At 37.8% G+C, this 26,957-nt stretch carries 30 protein-coding genes and 2 pseudogenes; 21 read left to right on the forward strand and 11 right to left on the reverse strand.

Features of this window, described 5'->3' with window-relative positions; translation table 11 throughout:
* Nucleotides 1–8: 8 nt before the first annotated feature.
* Together RGF10_RS12495 and menC are read left to right on the forward strand one after the other, a co-directional pair.
* Nucleotides 9–851: a GNAT family N-acetyltransferase gene (locus RGF10_RS12495; RefSeq protein WP_318502506.1), complete on the forward strand. Its 843-nt coding sequence runs from the start codon at nucleotides 9–11 to the stop codon at nucleotides 849–851.
* A 13-nt stretch (nucleotides 852–864) separates the two neighbouring features.
* Entirely contained in the window at nucleotides 865–1,974 is a 1,110-nt protein-coding gene (gene menC / locus RGF10_RS12500) for an o-succinylbenzoate synthase (protein ID WP_318509446.1), read from the forward strand.
* 113 nt (nucleotides 1,975–2,087) lie between these two features.
* On the opposite strand, the gene RGF10_RS12505 is transcribed toward menC, so the two are convergent.
* The 3 genes and pseudogenes from RGF10_RS12505 to RGF10_RS12515 all read right to left on the reverse strand — a co-directional run bounded on the left by RGF10_RS12505 (nucleotide 2,088) and on the right by RGF10_RS12515 (nucleotide 4,890).
* Nucleotides 2,088–2,444, reverse strand: a complete 357-nt coding sequence (locus RGF10_RS12505) for a GIY-YIG nuclease family protein (protein ID WP_318502508.1) — start codon at nucleotides 2,442–2,444, stop codon at nucleotides 2,088–2,090.
* Nucleotides 2,445–2,551: 107 nt separating this feature from the next.
* A pseudogene (locus RGF10_RS12510) lies at nucleotides 2,552–3,308 on the reverse strand (DUF2087 domain-containing protein).
* A 313-nt stretch (nucleotides 3,309–3,621) separates the two neighbouring features.
* Complete coding sequence (locus RGF10_RS12515; RefSeq protein ID WP_318502510.1) at nucleotides 3,622–4,890, reverse strand: helix-turn-helix transcriptional regulator; 1,269 nt, start codon at nucleotides 4,888–4,890, stop codon at nucleotides 3,622–3,624.
* A gap of 248 nt (nucleotides 4,891–5,138) precedes the next feature.
* Here RGF10_RS12515 and RGF10_RS12520 point away from each other — a divergent pair, with 248 nt between their 5' ends.
* Together RGF10_RS12520 and RGF10_RS12525 are read left to right on the forward strand one after the other, a co-directional pair.
* The gene (locus RGF10_RS12520; RefSeq protein ID WP_318502512.1) at nucleotides 5,139–5,507 is read left to right on the forward strand and encodes a DUF485 domain-containing protein; all 369 of its coding nucleotides are present in this window, start codon (nucleotides 5,139–5,141) and stop codon (nucleotides 5,505–5,507) included.
* A complete protein-coding gene (locus tag RGF10_RS12525; protein WP_318502514.1) occupies nucleotides 5,504–7,072 on the forward strand; it encodes a sodium/solute symporter in 1,569 nt (522 codons plus the stop codon). The genes RGF10_RS12520 and RGF10_RS12525 overlap by 4 nt, the downstream gene beginning before the upstream one ends.
* 95 nt (nucleotides 7,073–7,167) lie before the next feature.
* Here RGF10_RS12525 and RGF10_RS12530 read toward each other — a convergent pair whose 3' ends face one another.
* The gene (locus RGF10_RS12530; RefSeq protein WP_318502516.1) at nucleotides 7,168–7,335 is read right to left on the reverse strand and encodes a hypothetical protein; all 168 of its coding nucleotides are present in this window, start codon (nucleotides 7,333–7,335) and stop codon (nucleotides 7,168–7,170) included.
* Nucleotides 7,336–7,520: 185 nt separating this feature from the next.
* On the opposite strand from RGF10_RS12530, the gene RGF10_RS12535 reads away from it, so the two are divergent.
* Both RGF10_RS12535 and fabF read left to right on the forward strand, forming a co-directional pair.
* Entirely contained in the window at nucleotides 7,521–8,465 is a 945-nt protein-coding gene (locus RGF10_RS12535; RefSeq protein ID WP_318502517.1) for a beta-ketoacyl-ACP synthase III, read from the forward strand.
* A 24-nt stretch (nucleotides 8,466–8,489) separates the two neighbouring features.
* Nucleotides 8,490–9,728: a beta-ketoacyl-ACP synthase II gene (fabF, locus tag RGF10_RS12540; protein ID WP_318502519.1), complete on the forward strand. Its 1,239-nt coding sequence runs from the start codon at nucleotides 8,490–8,492 to the stop codon at nucleotides 9,726–9,728.
* 77 nt (nucleotides 9,729–9,805) lie between these two features.
* Here the strand turns inward: fabF and RGF10_RS12545 are convergent, their stop codons facing one another.
* Complete coding sequence (locus tag RGF10_RS12545; RefSeq protein WP_318502521.1) at nucleotides 9,806–10,057, reverse strand: hypothetical protein; 252 nt, start codon at nucleotides 10,055–10,057, stop codon at nucleotides 9,806–9,808.
* 247 nt (nucleotides 10,058–10,304) lie between these two features.
* Between RGF10_RS12545 and RGF10_RS12550 the strand changes: the two genes are divergently transcribed.
* The 12 genes and pseudogenes from RGF10_RS12550 (at nucleotide 10,305) to wrbA (ending at nucleotide 19,513) form a co-directional block, all read left to right on the forward strand.
* On the forward strand, nucleotides 10,305–10,496 hold the full coding sequence (locus tag RGF10_RS12550) for a DUF2281 domain-containing protein (protein ID WP_318502523.1): 192 nt from the start codon (nucleotides 10,305–10,307) through the stop codon (nucleotides 10,494–10,496).
* Between the two features lie 150 nt (nucleotides 10,497–10,646).
* Nucleotides 10,647–11,345, forward strand: coding sequence for a LysM peptidoglycan-binding domain-containing protein (locus RGF10_RS12555; RefSeq protein ID WP_318502525.1), 699 nt, complete (start codon nucleotides 10,647–10,649; stop codon nucleotides 11,343–11,345).
* Nucleotides 11,329–12,036 (forward strand): C40 family peptidase, encoded by a 708-nt coding sequence (locus tag RGF10_RS12560; RefSeq protein WP_318502527.1) that lies wholly within the window; start codon nucleotides 11,329–11,331, stop codon nucleotides 12,034–12,036. Before RGF10_RS12555 ends, RGF10_RS12560 begins: the two co-directional genes overlap by 17 nt.
* Nucleotides 12,037–12,256: 220 nt before the next feature.
* On the forward strand, nucleotides 12,257–12,646 hold the full coding sequence (locus tag RGF10_RS12565; protein WP_318502529.1) for a GntR family transcriptional regulator: 390 nt from the start codon (nucleotides 12,257–12,259) through the stop codon (nucleotides 12,644–12,646).
* Nucleotides 12,639–13,541 carry an ABC transporter ATP-binding protein gene (locus RGF10_RS12570; RefSeq protein ID WP_318502531.1) on the forward strand — a complete coding sequence of 301 codons (903 nt, stop codon included), beginning with the start codon at nucleotides 12,639–12,641 and terminating at the stop codon, nucleotides 13,539–13,541. Before RGF10_RS12565 ends, RGF10_RS12570 begins: the two co-directional genes overlap by 8 nt.
* Complete coding sequence (locus tag RGF10_RS12575; protein WP_318502533.1) at nucleotides 13,516–14,079, forward strand: hypothetical protein; 564 nt, start codon at nucleotides 13,516–13,518, stop codon at nucleotides 14,077–14,079. Before RGF10_RS12570 ends, RGF10_RS12575 begins: the two co-directional genes overlap by 26 nt.
* Nucleotides 14,080–14,150: 71 nt before the next feature.
* Nucleotides 14,151–15,488, forward strand: a complete 1,338-nt coding sequence (locus RGF10_RS12580) for a DUF6449 domain-containing protein (RefSeq protein WP_318502535.1) — start codon at nucleotides 14,151–14,153, stop codon at nucleotides 15,486–15,488.
* A gap of 12 nt (nucleotides 15,489–15,500) precedes the next feature.
* Nucleotides 15,501–16,022: an RNA polymerase sigma factor gene (locus tag RGF10_RS12585; protein ID WP_318502537.1), complete on the forward strand. Its 522-nt coding sequence runs from the start codon at nucleotides 15,501–15,503 to the stop codon at nucleotides 16,020–16,022.
* 172 nt (nucleotides 16,023–16,194) lie between these two features.
* A complete protein-coding gene (locus tag RGF10_RS12590) occupies nucleotides 16,195–16,317 on the forward strand; it encodes a DUF4023 family protein (protein ID WP_318502539.1) in 123 nt (40 codons plus the stop codon).
* A gap of 271 nt (nucleotides 16,318–16,588) precedes the next feature.
* Nucleotides 16,589–17,276 (forward strand): annotated as a pseudogene (locus RGF10_RS12595) (hypothetical protein).
* Nucleotides 17,176–18,774 (forward strand): cbb3-type cytochrome c oxidase subunit I, encoded by a 1,599-nt coding sequence (locus tag RGF10_RS12600; RefSeq protein WP_318502543.1) that lies wholly within the window; start codon nucleotides 17,176–17,178, stop codon nucleotides 18,772–18,774. Before RGF10_RS12595 ends, RGF10_RS12600 begins: the two are co-directional and overlap by 101 nt.
* A 127-nt stretch (nucleotides 18,775–18,901) precedes the next feature.
* Complete coding sequence (gene wrbA / locus RGF10_RS12605) at nucleotides 18,902–19,513, forward strand: NAD(P)H:quinone oxidoreductase type IV (protein ID WP_318502545.1); 612 nt, start codon at nucleotides 18,902–18,904, stop codon at nucleotides 19,511–19,513.
* A gap of 54 nt (nucleotides 19,514–19,567) precedes the next feature.
* Here the strand turns inward: wrbA and phaC are convergent, their stop codons facing one another.
* The 3 genes from phaC to RGF10_RS12620 form a co-directional block, all read right to left on the reverse strand.
* Entirely contained in the window at nucleotides 19,568–20,656 is a 1,089-nt protein-coding gene (gene phaC / locus RGF10_RS12610) for a class III poly(R)-hydroxyalkanoic acid synthase subunit PhaC (protein WP_318502546.1), read from the reverse strand.
* 148 nt (nucleotides 20,657–20,804) lie between these two features.
* A complete protein-coding gene (gene fabG, locus RGF10_RS12615) occupies nucleotides 20,805–21,587 on the reverse strand; it encodes a 3-oxoacyl-[acyl-carrier-protein] reductase (RefSeq protein ID WP_318502548.1) in 783 nt (260 codons plus the stop codon).
* Between the two features lie 49 nt (nucleotides 21,588–21,636).
* Entirely contained in the window at nucleotides 21,637–22,071 is a 435-nt protein-coding gene (locus RGF10_RS12620; RefSeq protein WP_318502550.1) for a poly(R)-hydroxyalkanoic acid synthase subunit PhaE, read from the reverse strand.
* 327 nt (nucleotides 22,072–22,398) lie between these two features.
* On the opposite strand from RGF10_RS12620, the gene RGF10_RS12625 reads away from it, so the two are divergent.
* Together RGF10_RS12625 and RGF10_RS12630 are read left to right on the forward strand one after the other, a co-directional pair.
* Complete coding sequence (locus tag RGF10_RS12625; RefSeq protein WP_318502552.1) at nucleotides 22,399–22,929, forward strand: hypothetical protein; 531 nt, start codon at nucleotides 22,399–22,401, stop codon at nucleotides 22,927–22,929.
* Between the two features lie 17 nt (nucleotides 22,930–22,946).
* Complete coding sequence (locus tag RGF10_RS12630) at nucleotides 22,947–23,363, forward strand: MaoC family dehydratase (RefSeq protein ID WP_318502554.1); 417 nt, start codon at nucleotides 22,947–22,949, stop codon at nucleotides 23,361–23,363.
* Nucleotides 23,364–23,494: 131 nt separating this feature from the next.
* Here the strand turns inward: RGF10_RS12630 and RGF10_RS12635 are convergent, their stop codons facing one another.
* Both RGF10_RS12635 and RGF10_RS12640 read right to left on the reverse strand, forming a co-directional pair.
* A complete protein-coding gene (locus tag RGF10_RS12635; protein ID WP_318502556.1) occupies nucleotides 23,495–24,628 on the reverse strand; it encodes a glycoside hydrolase family 18 protein in 1,134 nt (377 codons plus the stop codon).
* Between the two features lie 142 nt (nucleotides 24,629–24,770).
* Nucleotides 24,771–25,442: a M48 family metalloprotease gene (locus RGF10_RS12640; RefSeq protein ID WP_318502560.1), complete on the reverse strand. Its 672-nt coding sequence runs from the start codon at nucleotides 25,440–25,442 to the stop codon at nucleotides 24,771–24,773.
* A gap of 194 nt (nucleotides 25,443–25,636) precedes the next feature.
* Here RGF10_RS12640 and cysK point away from each other — a divergent pair, with 194 nt between their 5' ends.
* Nucleotides 25,637–26,560 carry a cysteine synthase A gene (gene cysK / locus RGF10_RS12645; protein ID WP_318502562.1) on the forward strand — a complete coding sequence of 308 codons (924 nt, stop codon included), beginning with the start codon at nucleotides 25,637–25,639 and terminating at the stop codon, nucleotides 26,558–26,560.
* Between the two features lie 6 nt (nucleotides 26,561–26,566).
* Here cysK and RGF10_RS12650 read toward each other — a convergent pair whose 3' ends face one another.
* Nucleotides 26,567–26,839, reverse strand: coding sequence for a hypothetical protein (locus RGF10_RS12650; RefSeq protein ID WP_318502564.1), 273 nt, complete (start codon nucleotides 26,837–26,839; stop codon nucleotides 26,567–26,569).
* Nucleotides 26,840–26,957: the final 118 nt, after the last annotated feature.

Raw genomic sequence — 26,957 nt, forward strand, 5'->3', positions numbered from 1 at the left:
AGATCTCAGTGAAAAACAACGATGAGGATATTGAAATACGGGCCCTATACGAAAATAGCGAACTAGAGCAGGTTCGTGCCCTTGAAGCAAAGATTTGGGGAGAACATGATTCGATTCCTACCCACCAAACGATTACCGCAGTGAAGAATGGAGGTTTGGTTTTAGGTGCCTTTTCTGATGGACAGCTGATCGCATTTCAATATAGCTTTCCTGGATTTAATGGACAAACCGTCTATCTCTGTTCGCATATTCTTGCCACTTTGCCAGAATATCGTAATAAAGGGATTGGTGAAAAATTAAAATATGCACAAAGAGAAGCGGCATATAAACTTGGTTACGAATTGATAACGTGGACGTATGACCCATTAGAAAGCATTAACGGCTATTTAAATATTGGAAAACTAGGCGGTCGATGCTCGAGTTATATATCCAATTGCTATGGAGAAATGGAGGACTTGCTAAATAAAGGAATTCCGTCTGATCGTTTTCTCGTTCATTGGCAAACCCTGGCACAGGAGGGACCAAATTCATCCATTGTTTGCGCTGAATCTGATGGATGTTCAAACACAATCAATTCGTGGGAAGTTCAAGAAGATGGATTGGTGTATCCTGGAGCAATCGAGTATAACAAAATCCCGAATCTTAGTACAGAGCTAATTTATGTAGCGATTCCGAAAAACTTCCGGGAAATTCGTGAAACCAATCATGCCGCGGCACTTTCATGGCGAATGCAAACGAGAAAGATTTTCACACACCTGTTTCAGTGTGGCTGGGAGGTTACGGGTTATCAGAAGAATAATCAGCCTACCATACCTGTGAATTTTTATGTGCTAACAAAGCGTGAAGGATAGAGGAGTGTCGATGATGAAGATTAAAAGAGTAATTCTGCGCCATATGAAACTCGATTTACTTACTCCGTTTACAACTAGCTTCGGAACTGAATATGATCGAGAGTTTATTTTGGTTGAAGTTATCAGCGAGGACGGAATTTCTGGCTGGGCCGAATCAGTAGCGATGCTTGATCCTTTATATAATGAAGAAACATTGAAATCGAATTGGCACATTCTTGAGGATTATTTGATCCCCATCCTATTACAAAATACAATCAATCACCCTGATCAGCTTACCGAACATTATTTTCAGCACATTCGTGGAAACTACATGGCAAAGGCTGCGCTTGAAGGAGCTGTTTGGGATCTTTATGCCAAAATGCAAATGGCCCCGTTAGCGACTGTAATTGGTGGAATGAAAAAAACGATTGACGTTGGCGTTAGCATTGGAATTAAAGAAAGTATAGAGGAAACATTAGAAATCATTGGCCAACGACTATCAGAGGGATATAAAAGAGTTAAGTTAAAAATCAAGCCAGGCTGGGACGTCGAATTAATAGATCGAGTTCGACAAATTCACCCAGAAATTCCGCTTATGGCTGACGCTAATTCGGCTTATACGTTAAACGATATTGATCGCTTAGCAGCCCTTGACCCGTATCATTTAATGATGATTGAGCAACCACTAGCTTATAACGATATTATTGATCACGCCGAATTACAAGCGAGACTCACCACTCCGATTTGTCTCGATGAAAGTATCCACTCTCTAGAGGATGCAAGAAAAGCGATAAAGCTTGGAAGCTGCAAAATTATTAATATTAAAATTGGTCGTGTAGGCGGAATTACTCCATCACGAAAAATACATGATTTATGCCAATCTGAAGGAATTCCACTATGGTGTGGCGGAATGCTAGAATCTGGAATCGGGCGGGCACATAATATTGCGATTACCTCATTGCCTAATTTTGTTTTACCAGGGGATACTGCTGCGTCCTCGCTTTACTGGGCGGAGGATATTATCGAACCAGAAGTAACGGTTGAGAACGGTACTATTAAGGTCCCAATTCAGCCTGGTATTGGGTATGAAGCAAGCTTAGAAAAAATCGAAAAATATACCATATCCAGTAAAATATATAAATAAACCAGATTTAGCCTACATATTTTCCAAAACAAAAAGCACATTATGAGTGCTTTTTGTTTTGGATGAAATGAATTGCAGTGTGCGTTTTACATTAATATGTGTGATTGATACCCTTAAGACTTCTGTCGATTATAGCCTCTGTCGCCATAGGGCATAAGCTGTTGTAACCATTTTTCCTCTAGTTTGGCTAATTCTCGCTTTTCATCAAAATATCCTGTTTCTTTTGGTTTGAGGACTTCTAGTATTTCTATTTCAAAGGCATCACTGCCGTATTCCGTCCATTCTTTTTGAAGCAATGGGTTATTATTATCGCTTCCGTTATCTAACATGAATTTCTTTCCATTTAGTGTTTTAAAATTTCTTGTGGCACTAATAAAGATTTTTCCGTTTTTTGTATTCTTGATTTGATAAACACCAGCTTCGATTTTTGTTTCTTTATACAGCTGTTTCAGCTCTTTTTTTCGCTCCATCGTATAATCTCCTTTTTGCTAATTTATCTGTTGATTTCCGCTCCAGGTGCTCCAATCAACAGATTGAAAAAAAATCAAATCGTTCTTTAATACTTCTTTTTGATTTTTCATTTTTTAATCCAGTACTCACTGCCATCTTTTTTTCGATCCATGAAGCCATATTCAATTAAGTAGCGTCTTAGAGTGACAAAATCAGGATGAATGAGCTCTAAAATATCATTTATCTCACTTTCAGTATAGGTTTTATCAGCTGTAAACCTAGTTCTGATTTCTTGAAGGATAATCAGTTTTTGTTTTTCTCGGGACGGAAATACTTTTAGAGGCCCATTTGCGCCTTCTGGAAAATATTTTATTAAAATTTTATGTTTTTCTTCCTCGGTTACATTGTAACGGTCATCAATCATCGTAGCGGTTTTGTGGGGTGGAAGAAAGGTAGGGGCGTGCTGATCTTTTTCCTTTAGCAGTTCCATCATGGTTAAAAACAACTTAGCTTGGCGCTCTTTTTCCTTTAATACAAAGCGGTGATTACGAATTGTTGAAGCACTGCCAATACCCATTTCTTGTTGAATTTCAGCATCGTTTTTTCCTTGGTAAAAAAGGCGTAAGAGTCGACTCTGATGCTCTGTCAAACCTGGTTAATTTTTTATTAAGTCCAATTAAATAATCAAAGACTGACTGATGTTTGTCTTGAATATGGATAGTCATAAATTTCTCAGCTTCAAATAAAAGATCATCCTTTGGATAAATGATACCTTTTTCAATTTTATTTCCACAAAGCAAGCAAACTAAGTGATGGGTTTCTTCTATATAACCACGTTTAAGAGCTTCAAGATCGGCATTCCAAAATAATTCAGTACCTTCCATTTTCCAAACACATCCTTCGTTTGTTTGTATCAATATAAACATTATATAATTATGTTGATTAAATAACAAACATTTATTATGTTTGTTTATAAAATGATAAATTAAAAAACGCACACCACTTGGTATGCGCTTAAATTTTTGGCTGTGTTAAAGAACAATGTTGTTTTTGAGCAATCTGTTGATTGGAGCGGAAGGTGCGAGACTCCTGCGGGAGAAGGTGACACGGGAGACCCCACAGGCGCTATGGCGCCGAGGAGGCTCCCGGACTCCTCCGCGGAAAGCGAGTACCTGCAGCGGAAATCAACAGACAAATTTAACAAAGCCAAATTTTTAAAAAAATAGTTGTTAATAAAATAATATTTCTTTTGTTGCCCGGGTACTCGCTTGGTGTTAGACCAACATATTTTTTAAATACATTGCTGAAATAATTTGGGGTATTAAATCCTAACTCCTCGGCAATTTGTTCTAGCGTTGCATCAGAGTGTCGAATCAAGGCGATCGCTCTTTGCAATCGTATGAATTGAACATATTCGACATAGCTACGACCCGTCTCTTTTTTAAACAGCCGACTGAAATAGGTTGGACTAAAATTAATATGAGCAGCTACTTTTGTGACAGTGATTTCATCTGCATAATGTTTATCGATATAGTCAATGCTCTTTTTTATTTGTGGTTCTCTGGCTGTTTCATCAAAATATCGGAGCACTAGACGGTTGTAGGGTGGTGTCCGCCTTGCTGATTTAGCTTCAATATAAGATAAATGCAGGTTTTGTGGTTCACTGTAAATGGATCCCATTCCGATAAACAGATAAATTCCGAATACATCTTGTAATTCTTGAATGACGGTTAAGATGAGATCCTCACCTTCCTTCCAAAACCGTGGGGAGCAATAAACGGATGGAACACGGATCAGCATGAGCAAGTGCTTTCGATAGGGAACAAAGAAAACTTGTCTATCAACTCTAGAAAAATATTTATTAAAGCACTCCTGAATTACTTGTGGAGCTTGAAAACCCTCATTTGCTTCACGATAAGGATCTTTTACAAAGCCTTGAATAAAACAGACTGTATTTGGAATCGAATTGGTAGTAGAAAATAGTTTTGAATCAATGATTTCTTGTTCAGAAGTAACATCACCGCGAAGCAATCGCCTAAGAAACAGTTCCTGAAGGGCTTCATTATCATCGAAATCGTGGTATTCAAAAATTGGTTGAGAACTTTGATTTTTTTCCTTTGCAGAATGATCTTTCAGCATAGCTTGTTTAATATTTCGGATGAAATGACTTTTCTTTAGTGGTTTCACAAAGAAATGAGGTAATTTCAGTTTGATTGTCAGCGCTGCTGTATGTAAAAGATTGTGATTAATAATTGGAAAAATTAAAAGTTGATTATTTTGTTTTTTTAATCTGTGAATAAACACCCAATCAAGTAGTTTACTTATTTCAATGACAAGTATTTGCAAATCATGCGTCGGATCTAAACTTTGCACTACTTTTGAGTTTGATTGAAATTCCTCGTGAATCCAGTTTGAAATGATTTCCTTTTCATGATTATCATGGATGAGTAGCTGAATGCTATACAAGTAATCCCCCTCCATTCAACATTCATCGTTACTTATCCCTTTTCTATCATAACATATATAAATTTTGAATATAGCAAATATTTATAAATTTATGACAATTTAGTGCAAGGTATTGCAAGAAAATATAAAGTAAAATCAAAACAAGCAATCATCCATCAATTGTTGCTGTTTTTCGTAAAGGGGGAAAGGTTTTAAATCAAGGGGGTTTACTGATTAAATTTTTACCGAAAAGAGGGGGAGAAGAACCAATGGCAGGAGAATTTACAGAGTACGATTATGTCGAAGCAGGAAAGATAGACGTAAAAGATTTACCACCATTAGATGCCGAAACAAGTAGTATCATGAAAAATGAGTTTGGGACCGGTATTAAGCTTACAATATTCTACTATTTATTTGTCTTCACCATTCCGGTATTAAACTGGTTCGCTCCAGATTTTATGTTTTCGCGTATGTGGGGTGGAATGAGTTACTCTTGGTTTTTCACAAGTATAGTTTCAATGGCTATGGCTTTTATCATCGCTTTTGTACATACGCATCTGTATGAAAAACGTTTAAAAGTTAATCAGAGCCTTGACACTAACGCGAACAATTCGAAAGACGGGAGGAGTGTTGTATGATTCAAATGCTGCTTGAACCAAAGATGTTAATGACGATACTTCTGATGGGAACGATCGTCTATATCACATATTTAACAAAACGGAATACCAGTTCATCTGACTTCTTTGTTGGCGGAAGAAGCTTTGGTTGGTTTACAAATGGCTCGGCAATCGGTGGAGACTACTTGAGCGCAGCAACATTCCTAGGAATTGCAGGTTTGACTTTCCAATTAGGCTATGATGGTGCATACTATGCATTCTGTTTCTCAATTGGATTAACCCTATTAGCCATTTTCGTTGCTGGTCCACTCCGCCGATTTGGCGCATTCACTGTACCTGATTTTCTAGCTTACCGCTTTCATAGTAAACGTGCAAGATTAGCAGCTGTAACAGTTGTATTAGCGATTTCAGGATTTTATGCTGCACCACAGCTTTTAGGTGCTGCTCAAATTTTAACGATGTTCTTTGGAACCACTTATGAATTTGGAATCATATTTACTTGCGCAGTTATGATCTTCTACGTTGGTGTTGGCGGAATGAAGGGCACAACACTAAACCAAGCGCTTGAGCTTTGGATCCGTCTTGGCTGTTTCATTCTTATGGTTGCTGCGGCGATTTACGGAGGTTTACATTACCCAAAAATTTTAGCATCTCTGACTGACTTTACAGGTTCAATTAAAGGAACTGCCGCCTTTGCTTTAGATGGCAAAGATGTCGTTCATGATGGAAATTCTTGGTCTGGAACAGGAAACTATTTCCCAAGCTTCTGGCAAACTATTTCGATGACAATCGCTCTTTCACTGGGAACAATGGGTCTTCCACATATCTTATTACGATTCTATACAAACCCAAGTGCAAAAGCTGCACGTAAAAGTGCTCTTATGGCGATTGGAATCGCTAGTGTATTCTTCTTCTTTGCAGTTTACCTTGGTGCTGTAGGACGCGAAATTTATCTTTCCGGAAATGCAGACCCACAAGTTATCAAAGACCTGGTACTTGGTGGTAATAACATGGTAATCCCTTCAACAGCTCAGGCTCTTGGTGGTAAATGGTTATTAGGTTTAGTTATCGCTGGTGCGTTTGCTGCGATTTTCTCAAATCTATCAGGTTTATTTATTGCTAGTTCTGGTGCACTTGCTCATGACCTATATGCAACGTTCTTCCGCAAAAACATTACAGAAAAAGAACGTGTTATTGCAGGTAAGGTTTCCATCGTAATATTAGGAATTTTATACGGTGCGCTAGGTTTAATGGTAAAAAATGCGTCTATTGGGCATCTAGTTGCTTTAGCATTTACCGTTGCAGCTAGCACCTTTACACCGATCTTTATTTTGGGAATATGGTGGAGAGGGATGACAGAGAAAGGTGCCATTGCTGGTCTAGTTATCGGATTGTTAGTTTCCATGTATTGTATCTTCCTTCCAACAACATTACCAGAGATTTTACAGTTCAAAATCCCGGGTATTATTACCGTTCCAATTGGATTTTTATCTGTCTTTATTGTTTCTAAGCTAGACCGTAAAGTTCCTGCCGATGTAAACGACTTTATGAAAAAGGTTCACTCCAAAGAATCAGAAGTAGCATAATATACAATATTTTTTTGACGACGCTTACACTGCTCAACAAACAATAGAAAGCAATAAACAAATGGACGGGCTGCAAATTGTAGCCCGTTTTTAGTTCATGATGATAAAAAATACATCAATGAAAGAATGACTCCAATTAAACCAAGACAAGAAAGTACAGAACGGACCCAATCTCTTCCCTTTTTTTGAAATAATGCCACAAAACCGAAACTAAATAGGAAACTAACAATAAATAACATAAGGACAAACATCATTGCTGGCATTGTTAAATCCCCCATAAATAAAATATCTTTCTATTTATACATATCTTCTTTGCAGCTAGTCTAATGAGCATTAATCCATAAATTTAATATAAATTTCTTACCTTCACTTTTTAAGGAGAAACGTTTATAATGTTATATGAGATATTATGACCTAGTCATAAAAACTACAATGTTAGGGTGATGGAATGAAACGAGTTGGAATTATCGGAATTGGTACATATGTTCCAGAACAAATTGTTACAAACGCTGATTTAGAAAGTAAAATAGATACAAATGACGAATGGATTCGTACCAGAACAGGTATTGAAGAACGCAGAATAGCTAATGAAGATATTGACACCTCGCACATGGCGATTATCGCTGCGGAGCGAGCACTAGAAAATGCTGGACTACAGGCAACGGAAATCGATATGATTCTTGTTGCGACGGCTACACCGGATCATCCCTTTCCTTCGGTAGCTTGTATGGTGCAAGAGGCACTTGGCGTAAGAAATATTCCGGCAATGGATGTGAGTGCTGCTTGTTCTGGTTTTATATATGCAATTGCAACCGCTAAGCCATTTATTGAAACGGATACGTATCAGAATGTTTTAGTTATTGGGAGCGAGAAATTTACGAAAACGCTGGATTGGTCTGACCGGACTACCTGCGTCCTTTTTGGCGATGGGGCTGGTGCCGTTGTTCTAAGTGAAGTCTCTAGTGACAAAGGAATATTATCAGTTGATTTAGGGGCAGACGGCAGTGGTGCAGATCATTTATACATTGATGCTGAAACTGGCAAAATTAAAATGAATGGTCGCGAGGTTTATAAATTTGCTGTACGGCAAATGCCGGAGTCTAGTCTTCACGCTATTGATAAGGCTGGGCTAAAAAAAGAAGATGTCGATTTTCTAATTCCGCATCAAGCAAATATTCGTATTATCGATGCAGCAAGAGAACGATTAGGTTTAGCGCAGGAAAAGGTTTCGACCACTGTTACTAAACATGGAAATACCTCTGCAGCCTCCATTCCACTAGCATTGTTTTCGGAAATCGAAAATGGCTTGATTCAAGATGGGGATGTCATTGTCCTAGTAGGATTTGGTGGGGGCCTAACGTGGGGCTCGATCTGTTTAAAATGGGGTAAATAAATAGTCATTGGGGAGAAAAAGCGAATGAAAAAAAGAGTAGTCGTAACAGGTATTGGAGCTATTACTCCACTTGGAAATGATGCTTTTACCACTTGGGAAAATATTAAAAATGGGGTTTCCGGAATTGCACCCATTACAAAATTTGACATGGAGAAATTCAATGTCAAGGTTGGTGGAGAAGTAAAGGAGTTTAACCCAGAAGATTATATGGATGGAAAAGAAGCAAAAAGAATGGGTCGTTATACCCAATTCGCAGTTGCAGCAAGTAAGATGGCGATCACAGATGCAGGCGTTAAAGTAGGAGATAATATCTCAGCAGAACGTATTGGCGTTTGGATTGGCTCAGGAATAGGCGGATTGGATGAGTTTGAAACTCAGCACAAACGCTTTTTAGACAAAGGACCTAGACGGGTGAATCCTTTCATTATTCCGATGCTAATTCCAGATATGGCTGCAGGCAGGGTCTCCATTGAGCTTGGCGCAAAAGGAATCAATAATTGCTCCGTTACAGCATGTGCCTCTGGAGCAAATTCAATTGGAGACGCCTTCCGAGTCATTCAAAATGGAGAAGTTGACATGATGGTGGCAGGCGGAACAGAAGCAGCGATTACAGAAATGACGATTGCAGGCTTCTCAAATATGACTGCACTTTCTACCAATCCAGATCCTAATTCAGCAAGTAGACCGTTTGACAAAAACCGAGATGGCTTTGTCATTGCTGAAGGAGCGGGCATATTAATTTTAGAAGAGCTTCAACATGCAGTAGCTCGTGGAGCGAAAATTTATGGAGAACTTGTTGGTTACGGTGCAACAGGGGATGCTTACCATATTACAACGCCTGCACCAAATGGCGAGGGTGGGCAACGTGCGATGAAACTAGCCATAAGTGATGCAGGAATTACGCCAGAACAAGTGGATTATATTAATGCACACGGTACAAGTACGTATTATAATGACCTGTATGAAACAAAAGCGATTAAAGAGGTTTTTGGAAATGCAGCTTACCAATTAAAGGTTAGTTCCACAAAATCGATGACGGGGCATTTACTAGGAGCAGCCTGGGCAATCGAAGCTATTTTCTCTTTATTCATCATTAATGAAGGTATTATTCCACCAACCATTAATTTAGAAACAAAGGATGAAGAGCTAGATTTAGATTATGTTCCAAATGTTGCAATCAAGCAGGATGTTAATGTAGTTCTATCCAATTCATTAGGATTTGGCGGACATAATGCTTCATTAATATTTAAAAAATACGAATAAAAGATATCACTGCATTTCGTGGCAAACAAATTGGCTGCGAAATGCAGTTTTTTTTACCTAAAATGAAAACAAAGCCCTCAATGGGGCTTTGAAACAGGAACTTTCTCGATCTGCGGTAAATAATTTTTCTTGTTTAATAGTAAAGGAAGCATAAGGATTAGCGCTGAGAAGATGACTGCTGCCTTTAGTGATACAAATGCCCAGAGCGAAATTGAAATGGAGAAAATAGTACAAAATGAAAGGATTACTTTATACTTGTTAATTGCTCTTGTTAATTTTAATTTCTTTCGTCTTTTTTTATATTCGGCTAAATCATAAACGTTTTTCATATTTCCTCCTCAGCATTTCTAATTTTCAGATAATTAATACTATTAATAGCACTACATTTTTCTTTTGTCAAGTGCATAAATTTACATTTTTGTGAAGATTCCTCACGGTAAATCGCTATTTGTGTAAAAATAGTAATGGTATTGTTTGGTTTTATCTGTAAAATTTGAAGGTTTTGTTAACTTTGTCATATTGGAAAATAAAAGTGATATAATAAAATAAAGTCAAATAAACACAGGAGTGATTGCCATGAACGAGGCAAAAGAAAAATTATTAAAGCTAATAAACGAAATTCCAGAAAGTGAAGTAGCTGATGTTTTAGACTTTGCAGAGCATTTACCAGAATTACATTTATATAAGGAATTAACTGATGAAAGTAAGGATATGGCGATCCAATATTTCGATTGCGACATCTCTGATGAAGTTTGGCAGGATATGTAGCTCTATTCCATAAACACACAGCATTTTAAAATGCTGTGTGTTTTTTTATTTTCATCTTGTGATTATATTAAGTTTTAGCATGTTTTTCCTTTTAAAAGAGATAAATAATTTTCTTTATGAGGTGAATGTTAAAACAGAGGTGATCATTTCATGGATCTATTTAATAAACACCAACTCATCCCGGTAGAAGACGGTTATAAGATCGTTTTATATGTAAATAAAAATGCTACCGAATTTAGTACCGATCTGGATGTCAATCAGAAAACTAAATTAGTAACGATGGATCATGCTATACAAATTTATATAAAAGAGAAAATCCCCAAAGGGCTAGTCGTTAAATCCGTGCAAATTATGATGGGAACAATCTTACTTACCACTATTAGTATTATGGGTAATGACCAGGATACGGCAGCTGCTTCCACTTCAACTGTGAGTACCACTAATGGATCAACGTATACGGTTGTGGCTGGTGATAGTTTATGGGGGATTGCCAATCGATTCGGTATTACTGTAAATATGTTAAAAAGCGCCAATGGTTTAACAACGGATCTCCTTCGGATTGGTCAAACATTAGTGATTCCCTCCGCATCTGCAACGAGTGAAACTACTAACCCTTCCTATAGTAATATCACCTATCAAGTTGTTTCAGGTGATAGTTTATGGGGGATTGCAAAAAAATTTGGTACCACAGTAGAGGCGATTCAAAAAACAAATCAGTTAACAACGACTACCTTATCGATTGGGCAAACATTATTGATTCCAACTTCAGCCACGAATCCCAATCCAACGCCACCACCTGGTACCTGCACCTGTCCAAACCATAACTTATACGGTGAAGGCTGGAGATAGCCTTTATGCTCTAGCAAGGCAGTTTGCCACCACCGTTGATAAAATAAAGCAAGCGAATCAATTAACGACTGATATCATTAATATTGGACAAATTCTCGTCATTCCAACGGCTGTCACACCAGCCCCTACTACTGGAACTGAATCAAGTGCAACCGTCATTCAAAAACAATTGCAGTCACTTGGTTACTACGCAGTTCCAACGATGACAGGAACTTACGATTCAACCACTATTCAAGCATTAAAGAACTTTCAAAGCGATTATGGTCTCACTGTAACGGGGACAGAGGATTCCGCAACGGTAACAGCGATCCAACATGCACTAGTGAAAAAAGAAATCGTTAGAGATACAAATAATTATATCGGTGTCCCTTATTTATGGGGCGGGGCAACACCCACAGGTTTTGATTGCTCAGGCTTTGTCTATTTTATGTTTAATAAACATGGAGTAGAAATGTCAAGAACGACATCGAGTAATCTCTATTTACAGGGCACCCCTATTTCGCGGAGTAAATTACAGCCAGGGGATTTAGTTTATTATGCTGTAAATTCACCAGGTGTGATCTCGCACGTAGGTTTTTATGTTGGAGATAATAAATTTGTATCGGCAACAAGTTCCAAGGGAATCCAAGTTGTTTCTCTAGATAATTCCTATTGGTCACAATATTATGTTGGTGCCAAAAGAATCTATTAATGTTTATTGAGAGCTCACTCTGTTGAGCTCCTTTTTTAATTTGGTGATTATTTCAAAAACAGAGCTTTTCATTTTATGGATGATGCATTATAATCAAACTGTATTACGTTTGATAGTACACTTAATACACGTAGTACACGTAGTACACATAGTACAATTAATACAGCTTAATACTTAGTCTGTAAACGAAGTGGTGCTAGCCACCAGATTGGAGGGTTTTATGTTTGAGCTAGACTTAAGGAGCCGAAAACCCATTTATGAACAACTCGTCGATAAGTTAAAGGAACTTATTATGAACGAAATTCTCAAACCAGATGAGCAGCTCCCATCAGTTCGGATGCTGGCAACTCAGCTCACGATTAATCCGAATACCATTCAGAAGGCTTATCGAGAATTAGAGGTTCAAGGCTTTATTTATTCTGTAAAGGGTAAAGGCAGCTTTGTCAATCCGAGTAATCAAACAAAGGATGTAGAAAAAATCGCAGGGGTGAAAAAAGAATTGGAAAAGCTGATCATAGAAGCTCTCTATCTAGGTGTTTCGGCTGATGAATTGGTCGAACTTATTCTAAAATTAGACGCTGCAAAAAAGGGAGGGGATCAAAATGATTAAATTAACACGTGTCAGTAAAGCATTTGATACCTCACCAGCGATTGAAAACGTCACCCTTTCGATTGCTAAAGGTTCCATTTATGGATTAATCGGCTCGAATGGTGCTGGAAAAACAACCTTGATGAAGCTAATTGCCGGTGTTTACAAGCAAGAACAGGGTAGCGTTGAGATTGGTGGTTCACCAATCTTTGAACAGGTTGAGCAGAAACAAAAGGTTTTTTATCTTCCTGATACACCTTATTTTTTGTCTCAATATACAACCAAGCAAATGGCTCGCTTTTATAAAAGCATGTATCCATCATGGAGTGACGAGCGCTTTCATAAATTAATTGCATCATTTGAGTTAAATATTCATAAAAAAATTCTGTCATTTTCCAAAGGCTGGCAACGCCAAATTGCTTTTATTCTAGCTCTTTCCTCTAAGCCAGACATTTTGATTCTAGATGAACCGATGGATGGACTTGATCCAGTTGTACGAAAGAAAATAAAAAACATTTTGATTCAAGATGTTGCTGATCGAGATATGACGATTTTAATCTCATCACATAATCTCCTTGAAATAGAGGATATTTGTGACCATATAGGCGTGATTCATAAAGGAAGGCTTTTATTTGAAAAAGAACTGGATGAATTAAAATCAGATGTTCATAAGGTTCAGGTAGCTTATAAGTCCGGAACTGTGCCTGAACAGCTTTTACAACATCTTGAAGTTCTCCACAAAGAGCAAAGAGGGAGTGTTTACCTTTATATTGTAAGAGGGGAAAGTGAACGAATCACAGAACAAATTGGCGCAACAAATCCCGTCCTATTTGACCTGCTACCGCTAACACTTGAAGAAATTTTTATTTATGAAATGGAGGATATTGGCTATGCAATCAAAAACATCATCGTTTAATAAAGAGATTCTCCTCCAAGTTGTTCGGAGTGTGGGCTGGGTATCAATTGTATATTTTTTGGGTCTGTGTATTGCTTTACCAATTCGTATGATGATGACGTACTCTAGAAAACAATTTGTTAACGTTCAAGTCGACAGTTTATTTCAATATGATTATCATATTCAAGTGGTTTTATTGGTGGTCATTCCCATAATAATGGCAGTCTTCTTATTTCGTTTTTTACACGTAAAACAAGCTGCTGATTTAATTCATAGCTTGCCAGTTAAGCGTTCAAAAATCTACCAATATTATGTATTAACTGGTCTTGTGCTACTTATTGTTCCGGTCTTATTAAATACGATATTGATTCTACTTACTCATGGCGCACTTGATCTTAGTCCTTATTTTGGGGTCAAAGACATCTTATATTGGACTGTTACGACCATTCTGATGAATATAGTTCTTTTTTTATCCGGTGTTTTTATCGCAATGATGACCGGTATTTCCGCTGTGCAGGCCGTATTAACCTATGTTTTTTATTTTTCCCAGTTGGGATAACGCTGCTTATTTTTTATAATTTGAGACTGCTGCTTTACGGATTTCCTAGTGATTACTTTTTAAATAAGGATTTGGAGAAATATTCACCGATTACTTATGCATTGGTGCTTGATAACCGTCCACTGCAGTGGAGCTATGGTATTAGTTATTTTGCATTGGCACTTCTTTTGTATAGTTTATCTTTCTATTTTTATAAAAAAAGGAAAATCGAAGTAACCTCCGAAGCAATTGCCTATTCAAACTTAAGAGTCGTCTTCAAATACGGCGTTACAACCTGTGTTATGCTATTCGGTGGTGTTTATTTTAGTGAGGTTCAAAATACGGATTTAACATGGATTATTTTCGGTTATTGCTTAGGAGCCATGATTGGCTATTTTATCGCAGAAATGGTGCTCCAAAAAACGTGGCGTATATTCGGAAATTTAAAAGGCTTAATTGTGTATGGGATCATTGTTACTGTAACGATTGTTTTTGTACAATCACTTGGTTTTTATGAGAAAAAGTTGCCAAAGCAAGAGGATATAAAAAGTGTCATTTTAACCAACCAACCGTATGTATTTTCAGATAAAAGTGAGTCATACGCACCGTATTTTGTGCCTTCTGAACTCGAAAGCAAGAACAATATTAAAGAGGTGCTCGAGCTACACAAACAAATTATTGCAGATAAAAGCCTCAATCAGAAACTACAAGAGGGGCAATATGAAATAGCGTTTTTCCTCTACACACTTAATGATGGGAGCCAAATTTCCCGCCAATATCGAATCAATCAAGAACTTTATGAGGATTCGTACCGAAACATCCATGAGTCTAAAGAGTACAAACAAGCATCCAATGAAATCTTTCATCTGAACGTAGAAAAAATTAATCAAATAAAAATTTCATCAAACTCTTTCTCAAATCACTTTGTGACGTTATCGAATTCACAACAAATAGCGGAGGCAATTGCTGCTTTAAAACAAGATATTTTATCTGAGTCCTATCTGGATGAGCGTTATTTTGAAGGCCGCGGTTCGGGGATTGAAATCTTTTTTGGTAAAGACCGTTCTGTTTATTTAAACCATAAACCAAACTATGAACATTTTACCCAATGGCTCATTCAAAATGATCTTTTTGAGCAAGCTAGTGTGCAGGCTGACGATGTTGAGAAAATCGTCGTCGCTGATTTAAAAATGGATCCATTTACCGATCAGTATAACGACCCACAATTGTTTATTAATGAAATAGAAAATCAAAAAGAAAAATTGACCATCACGGATAAGAAACAGATCGAACTCTGTTTAGCGCAAGCAAGCTCAATGCCAAATCACAAATACTCTGCTGTTTTTTACTATAAAGGTGAACATCTTGCTGAAACCTACTTTTTTGATGAAGAGCATGCGCCTGATTTTATTAAACAACACTTTAAATAAGGGGATATTATTATGGCAGAAATTGATATTGCGCTCATCTATTCCCTGTACTCAAGGAGATTACACACAATAGCATACTCTGTCTTAAAAGATCACTTTCTTGCTGAGGATGTTGTGCAAGAAACCTTCTTAAAAGCTTATAAAAATATCGATAGTGTTTGTGACCAACAAAAAATTGCACCCTGGCTTGCACAAATTGCGGTCAGGACAGCTATCGATTTTCTCAGGGCAGAAAAAAGAAAAAACTGGCTTCCATCTGATCAAAGTATGATTGAAGCGATATTATTTGTATCAAACAGTCAGGATTTAACAGAAAAAGAGGTTGAACAGAATTTTTTTCAAAAAGTACTGAATGATTCCATGGCGCAGCTAAAAAAAGAGTACAAGGAAGTATTAGTATTGCAACTTAAATACGGACTAAAGGAAAAAGAAATTGCGTGTCAATTACAGCTACGTTCCTCTACGATAAAAAATCGATTGTATCGTGCAAGAAAGCAATTACAAGCCGCTTTAATTAATAAATTTTCGGCTTAGCCATTTTTGCATGAGTTAAGACTCATTTCTTGCTTGAGACCAGCCAAACGAGCGACAGAAGTGGATGTGCTGCGGGCGATGCGTAGAGTAGTTTAGCAAAATTTGATGACGCATGATTTCCCTTTTTACTGGATAAAGTAACAATTAGGCGGAATAACCAAGGAGGGATATCATGGAAAGCACTCATCAATTTGTTGAGAAGCTTAAACAAAATCAGAAGAAACAAGAAAAAAACAAAAAGACACATGGAAGTGGTCATCCAGAACGACATCTTCCACAAAAGCAGCATGATTAAAGTTTAGCTGAATTTAATATTATAGTTTTTACAGGTGATAGCATCGGTAGCAAAGCGTACCGATGCTTTTTTGTGCATCCTTGAATATCGTTTCCAAATCAGGGCAACTTATGAAAGGTATGGCAATTCAACAACGTAATAAAGCCAGAGCCAAAAAACTTTTTGATGGAGGAAGCCGATGAATTACCGTAGATTATGGGTAACATTAAGTCTCGTTATTATTATTTCTTTTGCTATTTTAGGCTATTACGGTGGAAGAATCTATCAGGTAATGCCGCCGATTCCGGACCGTGTCGTAACAGATGATGGGACAGTATTATTCAACAAACAGGATATCCAAGCTGGACAAAATGTTTGGCAATCAATTGGTGGACAGGAAGTCGGAAGTATATGGGGACATGGAGCCTATGTAGCACCTGATTGGAATGCCGATTGGCTTCATCGCGAATCAATGTTCTTATTGAATAAATGGAGCACTGCTCAATTTGGTATGCGTTATGATGATTTGAACGAAGAGCAACAAGCTCAGTTACAAGCACGGCTAAAAAAAGAAATGCGTACCAATACGTACGATAAAGAAAAAAATGAAATAACGATTTCAAGTGATCGTGCCGATGCCTATCGCTACTTAAGTGGTTACTATGCTGGAATATTCATGAATGACCCAGATTTAGATGAATTACGGGACCATTACGCTATCCCGGTCAATACGATTAAAAATCAAGACCGGATGGATGATATGAATTCATTCTTTTTGGAGCACTTGGGCTACAGCTACAAACCGACCAGGAAGTGATATTACTTATACGAATAACTGGCCGAATGAAGATTTAATCGATAATCGTCCAACCAGGAGAAATGGTGATTTGGTCGGTTGTAAGTTTTGTGATGCTTCTTGCAGGAGTAGGGGCACTTACATGGTATTTTGCCGTCCAACGTCATCACGAACCACATGTTAAAGAAGTATATCCAGAGAAGGATCCGTTGCTCGCCTTGTCTCCGACACCGTCGATGAAGGCAACTTTAAAATATTTCTGGGTGGTTGCAGCTTTAGTTGTCGTGCAGGTTGGTCTTGGCGCCGTTACAGCTCACTACGCCGTTGAAGGTGCAGGATTTTATGGAATTCCAATCCAAAAATGGCTTCCTTATTCTGTTGCTCGCACATGGCATACCCAATTAGGGATTTTATGGATTGCGACCGCTTGGTTAGCAGCCGGTCTATTTATGGCTCCCGCCGTTTCTGGTTATGAACCGAAATTTCAAAGATCACTTGTAAATGTTTTATTCGTCGCACTGCTAATTATTGTAGTGGGCTCCATGGCAGGTCAGTGGATGGGGGTATTCCAAAAGTTTGATCACAAAACAAATTTTTGGTTTGGACATCAGGGCTATGAATACGTTGACTTAGGTCGCTTTTGGCAATATTTCTTAACTATAGGTTTGTTTATCTGGTTATTTTTAATGGGAAGAGCTTTATTACCAGCATTTAAAAAATCTCGTGAAGATCGCCATCTACTCGCCATGTTTCTAATCGCTTCAACTGCGATTCCGTTATTCTATGTTCCTGGATTGATGTGGGGCCAGCATACGCATCTCGCGATGGCAGAATATTGGCGCTGGTGGGTTGTACACTTATGGGTAGAAGGATTTTTTGAAGTATTCGCGACTGTTGTTATCGCGTTTTTATTTACTAGAATGGGATTACTCAGAACAGCGACTGCTTCTTCCTCAGTACTATTTTCAACCAGTATTTTCTTGTTTGGCGGGATTATCGGGACGTTCCACCATCTTTATTTTAGCGGCACCCCATTAGGTGTACTAGCTTTTGGTGCAGTATTTAGTGCGTTAGAGGTCGTACCTCTTGTGATCATCGGCTTTGAAGCTTATGAAAATTTAACCTTAAGCCGTACAAAACCTTGGGTTAAAGCTTACAAATGGCCAATCTACTGCTTTGTAGCGGTTGCGTTTTGGAATTTAGTCGGAGCTGGATTATTTGGGTTCTTCATTAATCCGCCAATTGCCTTATATTATATGCAAGGCTTGAATACAACACCGGTACATGGTCATACAGCATTATTTGGCGTATATGGGATGCTAGGCATCGGATTAATGCTTTTCTGTTTAAAAGGACTAACAGGGCAAAGAAAGTGGAAAACAAAGCTTTTAGCCTTTTCATTTTGGGCGATAAATATCGGACTTGCGTTAATGGTGTTAATAAGCTTAATTCCGATTGGCTTAATGCAGACGTGGGCTAGTGTTGAGCATGGTATGTGGTACGCAAGGTCAGCTGAATTTTTACAACAGGATACCGTCCAAGTATTCCATTGGTTCCGTATTGTGGGGGATACAATATTTGCAATTGGAGTTGTGACATTGGGTTGGTTTATCCTAGGCCTGAAAACCGGCTGGTCGTTTATTGAACAAGCAAGAGATTTTGATCATTCAATTAAAAAATAGAAACGTTTCATTTATAAAAAATGAACATTTCTTCGGATGGATAAATTACAAAAATATGAAGCAAAATAGAGCTGGGAGTAAATTGCCAGTGCTCTTTTATAACGATGAATAGCCAGGAGGAGAGAGTATGTCAAGCGTTAAACTAGCGATTATTTACTACAGTTCAACCGGAACAAATTATCAGTTAGCAAAATGGGCGGAAGAAGGAGCAAAAGAGGTAGGTGCAGAGGTTAAGGTCCTTAAAATTCCCGAAACCGCTCCACAAGCTGCCATTGATTCGAACCCGGCTTGGAAGGCACATGTTGACGCAACAGCTAACGTGCCTGCGGTGACACTAAATGATTTAGAGTGGGCTGATGCGATTATTTTTAGTGTTCCAACTCGCTTTGGGAATGTACCAAGTCAGGCGAAAGCGTTTATCGATACGACAGGTGGACTATGGTTTAACGGGAAGTTAGCCAACAAAGTAGTAAGTGCAATGACTTCTGCACAAAACCCACATGGTGGTCAGGAAGCAACGATTTTGGCTCTTCATACAACATTTTATCATTGGGGATCAATTGTCGTAGCGCCAGGCTTTACAGATCCATCTATTTTCGGTGCAGGTGGTAACCCATATGGAACAAGCGTTTCTGTTGATCAAAATGGTAAAATGATTGAGGATGTTCAAGGTGCGGTTAAACACCAGGCGAAACGAACGGCTACCGTTGGTGAATGGGTTAAAAAAGCGAACCAATAAATTATCCTTTGAAAACAAACAATCCCCTTCAACAAAGGAAGGGGATTGTTTGTTTTAATTAGAACGCTCAGTTAACCATTGGTCAACTAATGGATAGGTTTTTCTAACCGCTGTACCACCAACACAAACGGAAACATGACCAGTCGGCATGACTTCGAATGTTTTGTCCTTACTAGATACTTTATCTAATAAAGGTTGGACTTGGTTTGGAGCGGCAATATGATCACGCTGTGCCGCAATATTTAAGATGTTCGCTTTGATATTGCTTAATTTAACTTGACGGCCGCGAATATATAATTCGTCCTTGATTAGTTTATTTTTTTGATAAAACTCACCAATCCATTGTCTAAATGCTTCACCAGGGAAAGGAATGCCATCGGCCACCCATTTTTGCATCAGACTCCAGCTCTTAATGAATTCTTCATTTTCGTAGCGATCTGCCAGACTTACATATGGTCCAATATAATTTACTAATGGTTTTAATAATTTGTTTCCTAAGTCAATCATTTCACCAGGGATGATTCCTAATGTGTCGACGACTTTATCTAAATTAAAATATCGCTCGTCGAGCCAGTTTGTAAACAACCCAGTATCCTCAAAGTCAAATGGGCTCGTTAAAAAGACTAAATTGCGAATTGGCCAATCTTCATGCAAGGATGCAAAGATTGATGTCAGCGTACCACCCATACAATAACCAAGCAGGCTAATTTCGTCAGCACCTGATTTGCGTAAAACTTTTTGAACGGCACGAGGGATATAATCTAAAACATAATCATCAAATTTTAAATGACGATCCTCATATCCAGGAGTACCCCAATCTAATAGATAAACATCATGTCCTTGATTGGTTAAGTATTCAATAAAGCTACTTCCAGGTGTTAAATCTAAAATATATGGTTTATTAATAAGTGCATAGATAATCAAAAGCGGGACTTTTTTCGTTTTTTCAAGTGTTGGCTGATAACGATAAAGCTTAGCTTTATTCTTTGTCCAGATTACTTCCTTTGGAGTTAAGCCCACCTGCGGTTCAGGCTCTCTTGTCAAAACTTCTGATACACGAGCAAAACGGTGATAGCTTTTTTGAACCTCCTCAGGCATTACGCTTAACCAAGATTCAATATCTTTTGTCGTTGAAAAAACCATCTTTCTCCTCCTTTAAACCTTATAATTAGCTCGATAATTTTTTATATAATTAAACAGATAAGTTCACTCGGATACACTACTTGCGGTTATGTCATCAAGTATGGATCGCAATTGCTGTAGCGTATCGAACATCATCCGCCGAAAAAAATTACATGTAAACGCCACCATTTACATTGATGCATTGTCCTGTAATATAATCGCTGTTAGCAAGGAATACGCAAGCATCTGCGATTTCAGTTGTCGTTCCTAAACGTTTCATTGGAATTTTTGAAACAATTTGTTCCATGATATTTTCCGGAATTTCCGCTGTCATTTCTGTAAGGATATAACCAGGGCAAATCGCATTTACAGTAATCCCACTTTTTGCAGTTTCTAATGCAAGTGATTTAGTGAAACCAATCATTCCAGCCTTTGCAGCAGCATAGTTTGTTTGTCCGAATGCACCAGCTTGGCCAACAATCGAGCTGATATTGATAATACGTCCATATTTTTGCTCAAGCATTGTGTTAATAACAGCAGAAGTAGTGTGGTAGATACTATTAAGGTTTACATTAATAACTTCGTTCCATTCTGCTTCACTAAGCTTACGGAAAGTACGGTCACGCGTAATTCCTGCATTATTAATTAAGATATCAATGCGGCCAAACTCATTTATTGTTTTTTCAATCAATGATTTAGCTTCTTCAATGTTTGAAACGTTTGCTTTACAGCAAATAGCAGATCCACCAGCTTGGGTAATTTCATCTACAACGTTTTCAGCAGCAGTTGAGCTCGCGTTGTAGTTGATAACAACCTTAGCTCCTTTTTTCGCGAATTCCTTAGCGATTGTTGCACCAATTCCTTTAGAACTTCCAGTTACAATGACGACTTTATCCTTTAAGCCATATGTATCCTCTAACGTATTTAACTGGTCTTTTTCGATGATTGCCATGTTCATGCTCCTTTTCAATTTGTTTTTGTAATAGATAGTAGTAATCTAATTATTTTTCCACTGGAGTGGAATTTCGGACTGGTTCTTCAGTGATTTGAATTGCTTTTAATAACGTATCGATTTTTTTATCTAGCTTGGCAATGCTAGCTTTAAGTTTATTAATTTCAGATGCAGCACTGTTCGTTAATAATTCTTCTTCGATTTTCTCATCTAAGTTTTCGACCTTTTCTTCGAGATTAATAATCAAAGAAGCGATGCTTGAAATTTCTTCTCTAGTTGGCATATTTGCTTGTTTTAAATAGCCTTCTGTCGTTTTTTGAACCATTTGTTGATATTGTAAATATCCGTTTTGTACTTGACCCATCCACTCAGAGAAACCTTCCTTTTGCATGGTTTCATGAATTACTTCATTCCATTTTGTTTCCGTTTTGTCATACATACTTTTCCAAACTTGAAACGGATCTAAAAAGTTCTTTTCTGTCACTAGGTCTCTACCCCTTAAAAATTTTCTAGCTTTTTAGAATCTTTAAAAAACTATTCTTTCAATAGCATAAACTATTTTGTTAATATATGGTTAGCAAAAAAAATACTAAATTACGCCTAATCTCACTAAAATACGACATAATTTTAGTGAAAGTCGTAATTTGACACCATTATTTGTCTATTCTTGCAAGAAAAGTAAAGATTGACAGTGTTAACAAATAGGTGTAAATTACACCTAAGAGTAAATTAATTTGACCTAAATTTGCTAGTTTATGAATAGGTTAAAAAATAGGTCAAGTTTCGCTTATGAATAAAGGGAGGGTTTTAGATGGCTTCTAAAAAAGAAGAGACTCAGTTAGTAAACGTATTGGATGTATTTTGGGATGGCTGGTTTAACAGCTACCGTACGTTCCATACAATCCAAAATGGAGTAGAAGAGAAATCACTGCAAGCGTTCGAAAGTCAAAAAGAATGGATTAAATCAACTGGTGATACACTTGCTAAATTGGAAGAGGATTCTAAACGTTTGACAACAGAATGGATTTCTAATTTACAGGAGGTCTTTAGTAAAGCACATCTTGACCTTGGATACCAACAGACGTCTGAGTGGACAGAGCGTATTGAAGAATTCGGTCATAAAGCGCAAAGCTTAGCATTTGGTCCAAGCAAGGGTTCATTGGAGGTTGCTGAAAAAACACTTTCGCAATTAGAAGAAACTTTCAAAAACGTCATTGATCAACAACAAAAAAATCGTGAAGAAGTATTAAAAGCAGTTGAAGGATTTGTTGATACATTAAAGCAATCTCAGGCTAGTGCTACAAAATCATTAGAACAGTACAATCCTTTGATTGCGAAGTAAGGGTAGGGGTTGAGAACATGCAAGAGCTTTCCTACAAGGATATAAATATTGGCGATAAAGCAAGCTTCGAAAAAACAATAGCAGAATCCGATATCTATCAATTTGCAGGAATAACGGGTGATTTTAACCCATTGCATGTTAACGCTGACTTTGCGAAAAATTCTTTATTTAAAGAACGAGTAGCTCATGGAATATTAACAGCGGGCTTTATTTCCACCGTATTGGGGATGAAGCTTCCTGGAACAAACTCAGTCTATTTATCGCAAACGTTAAACTTTCTGGCGCCAGTAAAAATTGGTGATACAGTTAAAGCTGAAGTAACAGTCATAGATAAGCATGATGAAAAAAAAATCATTCGACTTAGGACAGTGGTGAAAAACCAGCTAAGGGTGACCGTAGTGGATGGTGAGGCAACTGTACTGAAGCTAATATAAATCCCTGTAAACAATATGTCCTACTCATTTGCAAATCTAACTAACCGTACAAAACATTGCCGGAATACATGCATGTTTTGTACGGTTTTTCCACATAAAAAGCGAGTGGGGAAACCCAAACTCGCTTTTCTTTATATATTTCTGTTCTGCTCCAATACTTCAAAAATGGTACTCGTTAAACTTTGTGGACCTTCTGCATCAAGACCAACCTCCCAAAGCATCATCCCACCAAATCCGTGATCTAGAGCTAACTGAGTCTTTCGTTTCATGGTACTACCACCATTAAAATAATAGGTTATACCATTTAGGACCATCATATCCTGGTTAGCGTTGTTTGGGTTGCTTTTGATAATGGTTTCATAAGAAACCTGTTTTTGTTTTGGATCCTCTGGTTGAGCATAAAAAGGTACACCTAATACCAGTTTTTCTTTTGATAAGTTTTGAGAATCAAATAATTGTGTCCAATAGCTTACGATTTTTTCAGTAAATGGGTACGGGGATAAATTAGCTCCATTATAGCCACCATCCCACTGACCATCATAGGCCATAATATTTACATGATCTACATATTGAAACATTGAAGGCTCATATTTCACAAATTGAGCTTCGGTAAGAGTCCCACCATGGATTTTTGCATGGACAGCGATTGAAAGCTCTTTTGCTGATGGATGAAGCACTTCTGATAATTCTTTGATAAAAAGAGTTAAGTTTTTGGCATCCTCAAGTGACCGTGGATGCTCGAAATCTACATCGATCCCATCTAAACCTTCACGTTCAGCGATAGCGGAAAGTTCTGACACGAGCTTTGTGCGTGAAGTTGGATTTGATATCGCACTTTTAAAATAGCTATAGGATTCACCGCCACGGATATGATACCAGCCACCAACGGCGAGCATCACTTTTGTCCCGCTATTGTGAGCCAACGTTTTTACCATTTGTAAATTTTTTTGTGCATGATCGCCATTTAACAGGATTTCACCATCGCTTGTTGGATGAGCAAAAGAAAAGATCACATGAGTTAATTTCGAATATTCAATAACATTTGGATCACGGAAATCCTGAACATAGCCAATCAATACAGATTGTTGGTTCTCAGTCCATTTAGGCAGCTGCTTTTGCTCAAGTTTTTTGACAGAAACTGGTGTAGGAGTTGATGTACGGGATGCCTTATTTTGAGAATCAGTTGAGAATAGTTTTCCTGCTAGAAACCCACTTGAAAAAACGAGAAGGAATAGAAGAACCGTAAGGAGAGTCCATTTTTTCATAAATATTAACCTCCCTAAGTTTAATTCACCTTAGAAAGTGTAACAGAAATAATGTATTGTGGGGATTGGTAAAATACCCCTTTTCATATTTTTGAAGAGTTTTAGATGGAGGGCTTTGCAATTTGCGGATTGTCTTACAGCATTAGCGCAAATATTTATTTTCTAATGCTTTTTTGATTTGCTCTGGCATAATCGCAGGCATGTTAGGTGGCTTTGGCCAATGCATTCCTGTCGGGTACATTAAATTAGCTGGTGATACATTATGTGCTAAATCGCCTAAAATTGGATTAGGATCTGCATAGTCTCCATAGCGATTGTTATTAAATAGGAAATGACCTAATTCATGAGCAAGGATAAAGTCATTCAATCTTGCACCATTTGATAAAATAATGATTGGATAGTCAATATACGTAATGGCGAGAACTCGTGCGCCATCCTGTTGCATACTGCCGATTCGTTCACCATTCATATAATAAAGATAAACATCGGCCTCTGCACAAAACTTTTTAGCTAACGTTAACAAAAGCTTGCCATTTTTATCAAGCTTGCGTTGCTTCATCGCGATCTTCTCAGAATTCACATCGATTCCATTAATCCGTTGCTCAAATATGATCGTTTTCAGTAAATTGAACTTTATGCCTAGCTGCTTGCCGTCTATTTTTTTATTCCATATCGAATTTGCGCAGGCTATTTCTCTTTTTATCCGGATTGGTGTACTATTTTTTGCAGGATTGGATTCAACCTGAGCTCCAGGAAATACTAACGCACATACATTTAGTGTTCCACTAAATCGTGTTTCACGATTCTTCTTCATTATCGACCACACTTTCACTTGTATTTCTATTTTTATATGAAAAATTATCAAAGTGGTGTGGACAAACTCACTACGATGTGGAAGTATAATTTAATGAAGTGAGTACTACTATCATTGTGTTAAATTCTTTATCACTTGTGGTAGCTAATATAGGTAAATATAATGAGTAAAAAGTCGAAAGGGTGGACGTTGCATTGAAATTGTATAATTCAGTGTTGGACTTAATCGGAAATACACCGATTGTCAAAATAAATAAATTACCATACTCAAATGGGGCAGAAGTATTCATAAAATTGGAGTCATTTAATCCAGGTGGAAGTGTTAAGGATCGTGCTTCCATTAACATGATCGAACGGGCTGAAGCAGAGGGAAAGCTCATTCCAGGTAGTAGCACCATCATTGAACCTACCTCAGGTAATACTGGTATCGGAATTGCGATGGTGGCAGCGGTAAAAGGTTATCCATGCATCATTACGATGCCTGATAACGCAACAGAAGAGCGGGTTAAAATATTAAAGGCGTACGGGGCGAAGGTTTATTTAACTCCCGCTAGTCAGAGAATGCAGGGAGCAATTGATAAAGCAAACAGCTTGAAAGATAGCATTCCGAACAGTTTTATTCCAATGCAGTTTGAAAATCCGGCCAATGCTGATGCACATCGTCACACAACCGCCGTCGAAATTCTTGAAGCATTTGATGGTAAACTAGATGCACTTGTCTTAACAGCAGGAACCGGCGGGACTGTAACAGGTGTTGGAGAAGAACTAAAAAAACAAATACCAGAATTGAAAATATACGTGGTTGAACCATTCGGATCACCTGTTTTATCAGGAGGAAAACCAGGATCTCACAAGATTCCCGGAACAGGTCCTGGTTTTATTCCTAAAATATTAAACCGTGACATATACGATGAGATTCTTCATATAAAAGATGAAGATGCACAGGTGATGGCCCGCCGATTGGCAGCAGAAGAAGGAATTTTTGTCGGTGCTTCTGGGGCATCCTCAGCATACTTTGCGCTGGAGGTCGCTAAAAAGCTGCCGCAAACCGCAAGAGTCCTTTGCTTAGCACCTGATACTGGTGAGCGCTACCTATCATCAGATTTATTCCCAAGCTAAACGAGTTTATTTTCGTTTCGTTTGAATATTTATTTTCGGTGAGGCTGGTCTCGAAAGGGCTTGGTTGATCAAATCTTGGTCAATTAAGCCTTTACTTATTAACTTTTCCAAATCAACGGTTAGGTTAGCACTTTCCATATGGAGATTCTCGATTGTAATCTGGTCGATTGTCATTTTAGAGGGAACCTGCTGTTGGCTACCTGACTTTAGCTCTTTAATTTCGATCGATTGTTTTAGATCGATTAATTCATTTTCCAGGATATCTAACCTATTTTGCAATTTAGAATGGTCCTCACCTGTTTTTTCCAAAACAAGGGAGAGGATTTTGCTTACAAATTTGTTTAATAGAAATGCAGGAATCATCCAATCACACACTAACATTTTGTAGTAAAATTCA

This window comes from Bacillus sp. T3, assembly GCF_033449965.1.
Classification (GTDB): Bacteria; Bacillota; Bacilli; order Bacillales; family Cytobacillaceae; genus Bacillus_BU.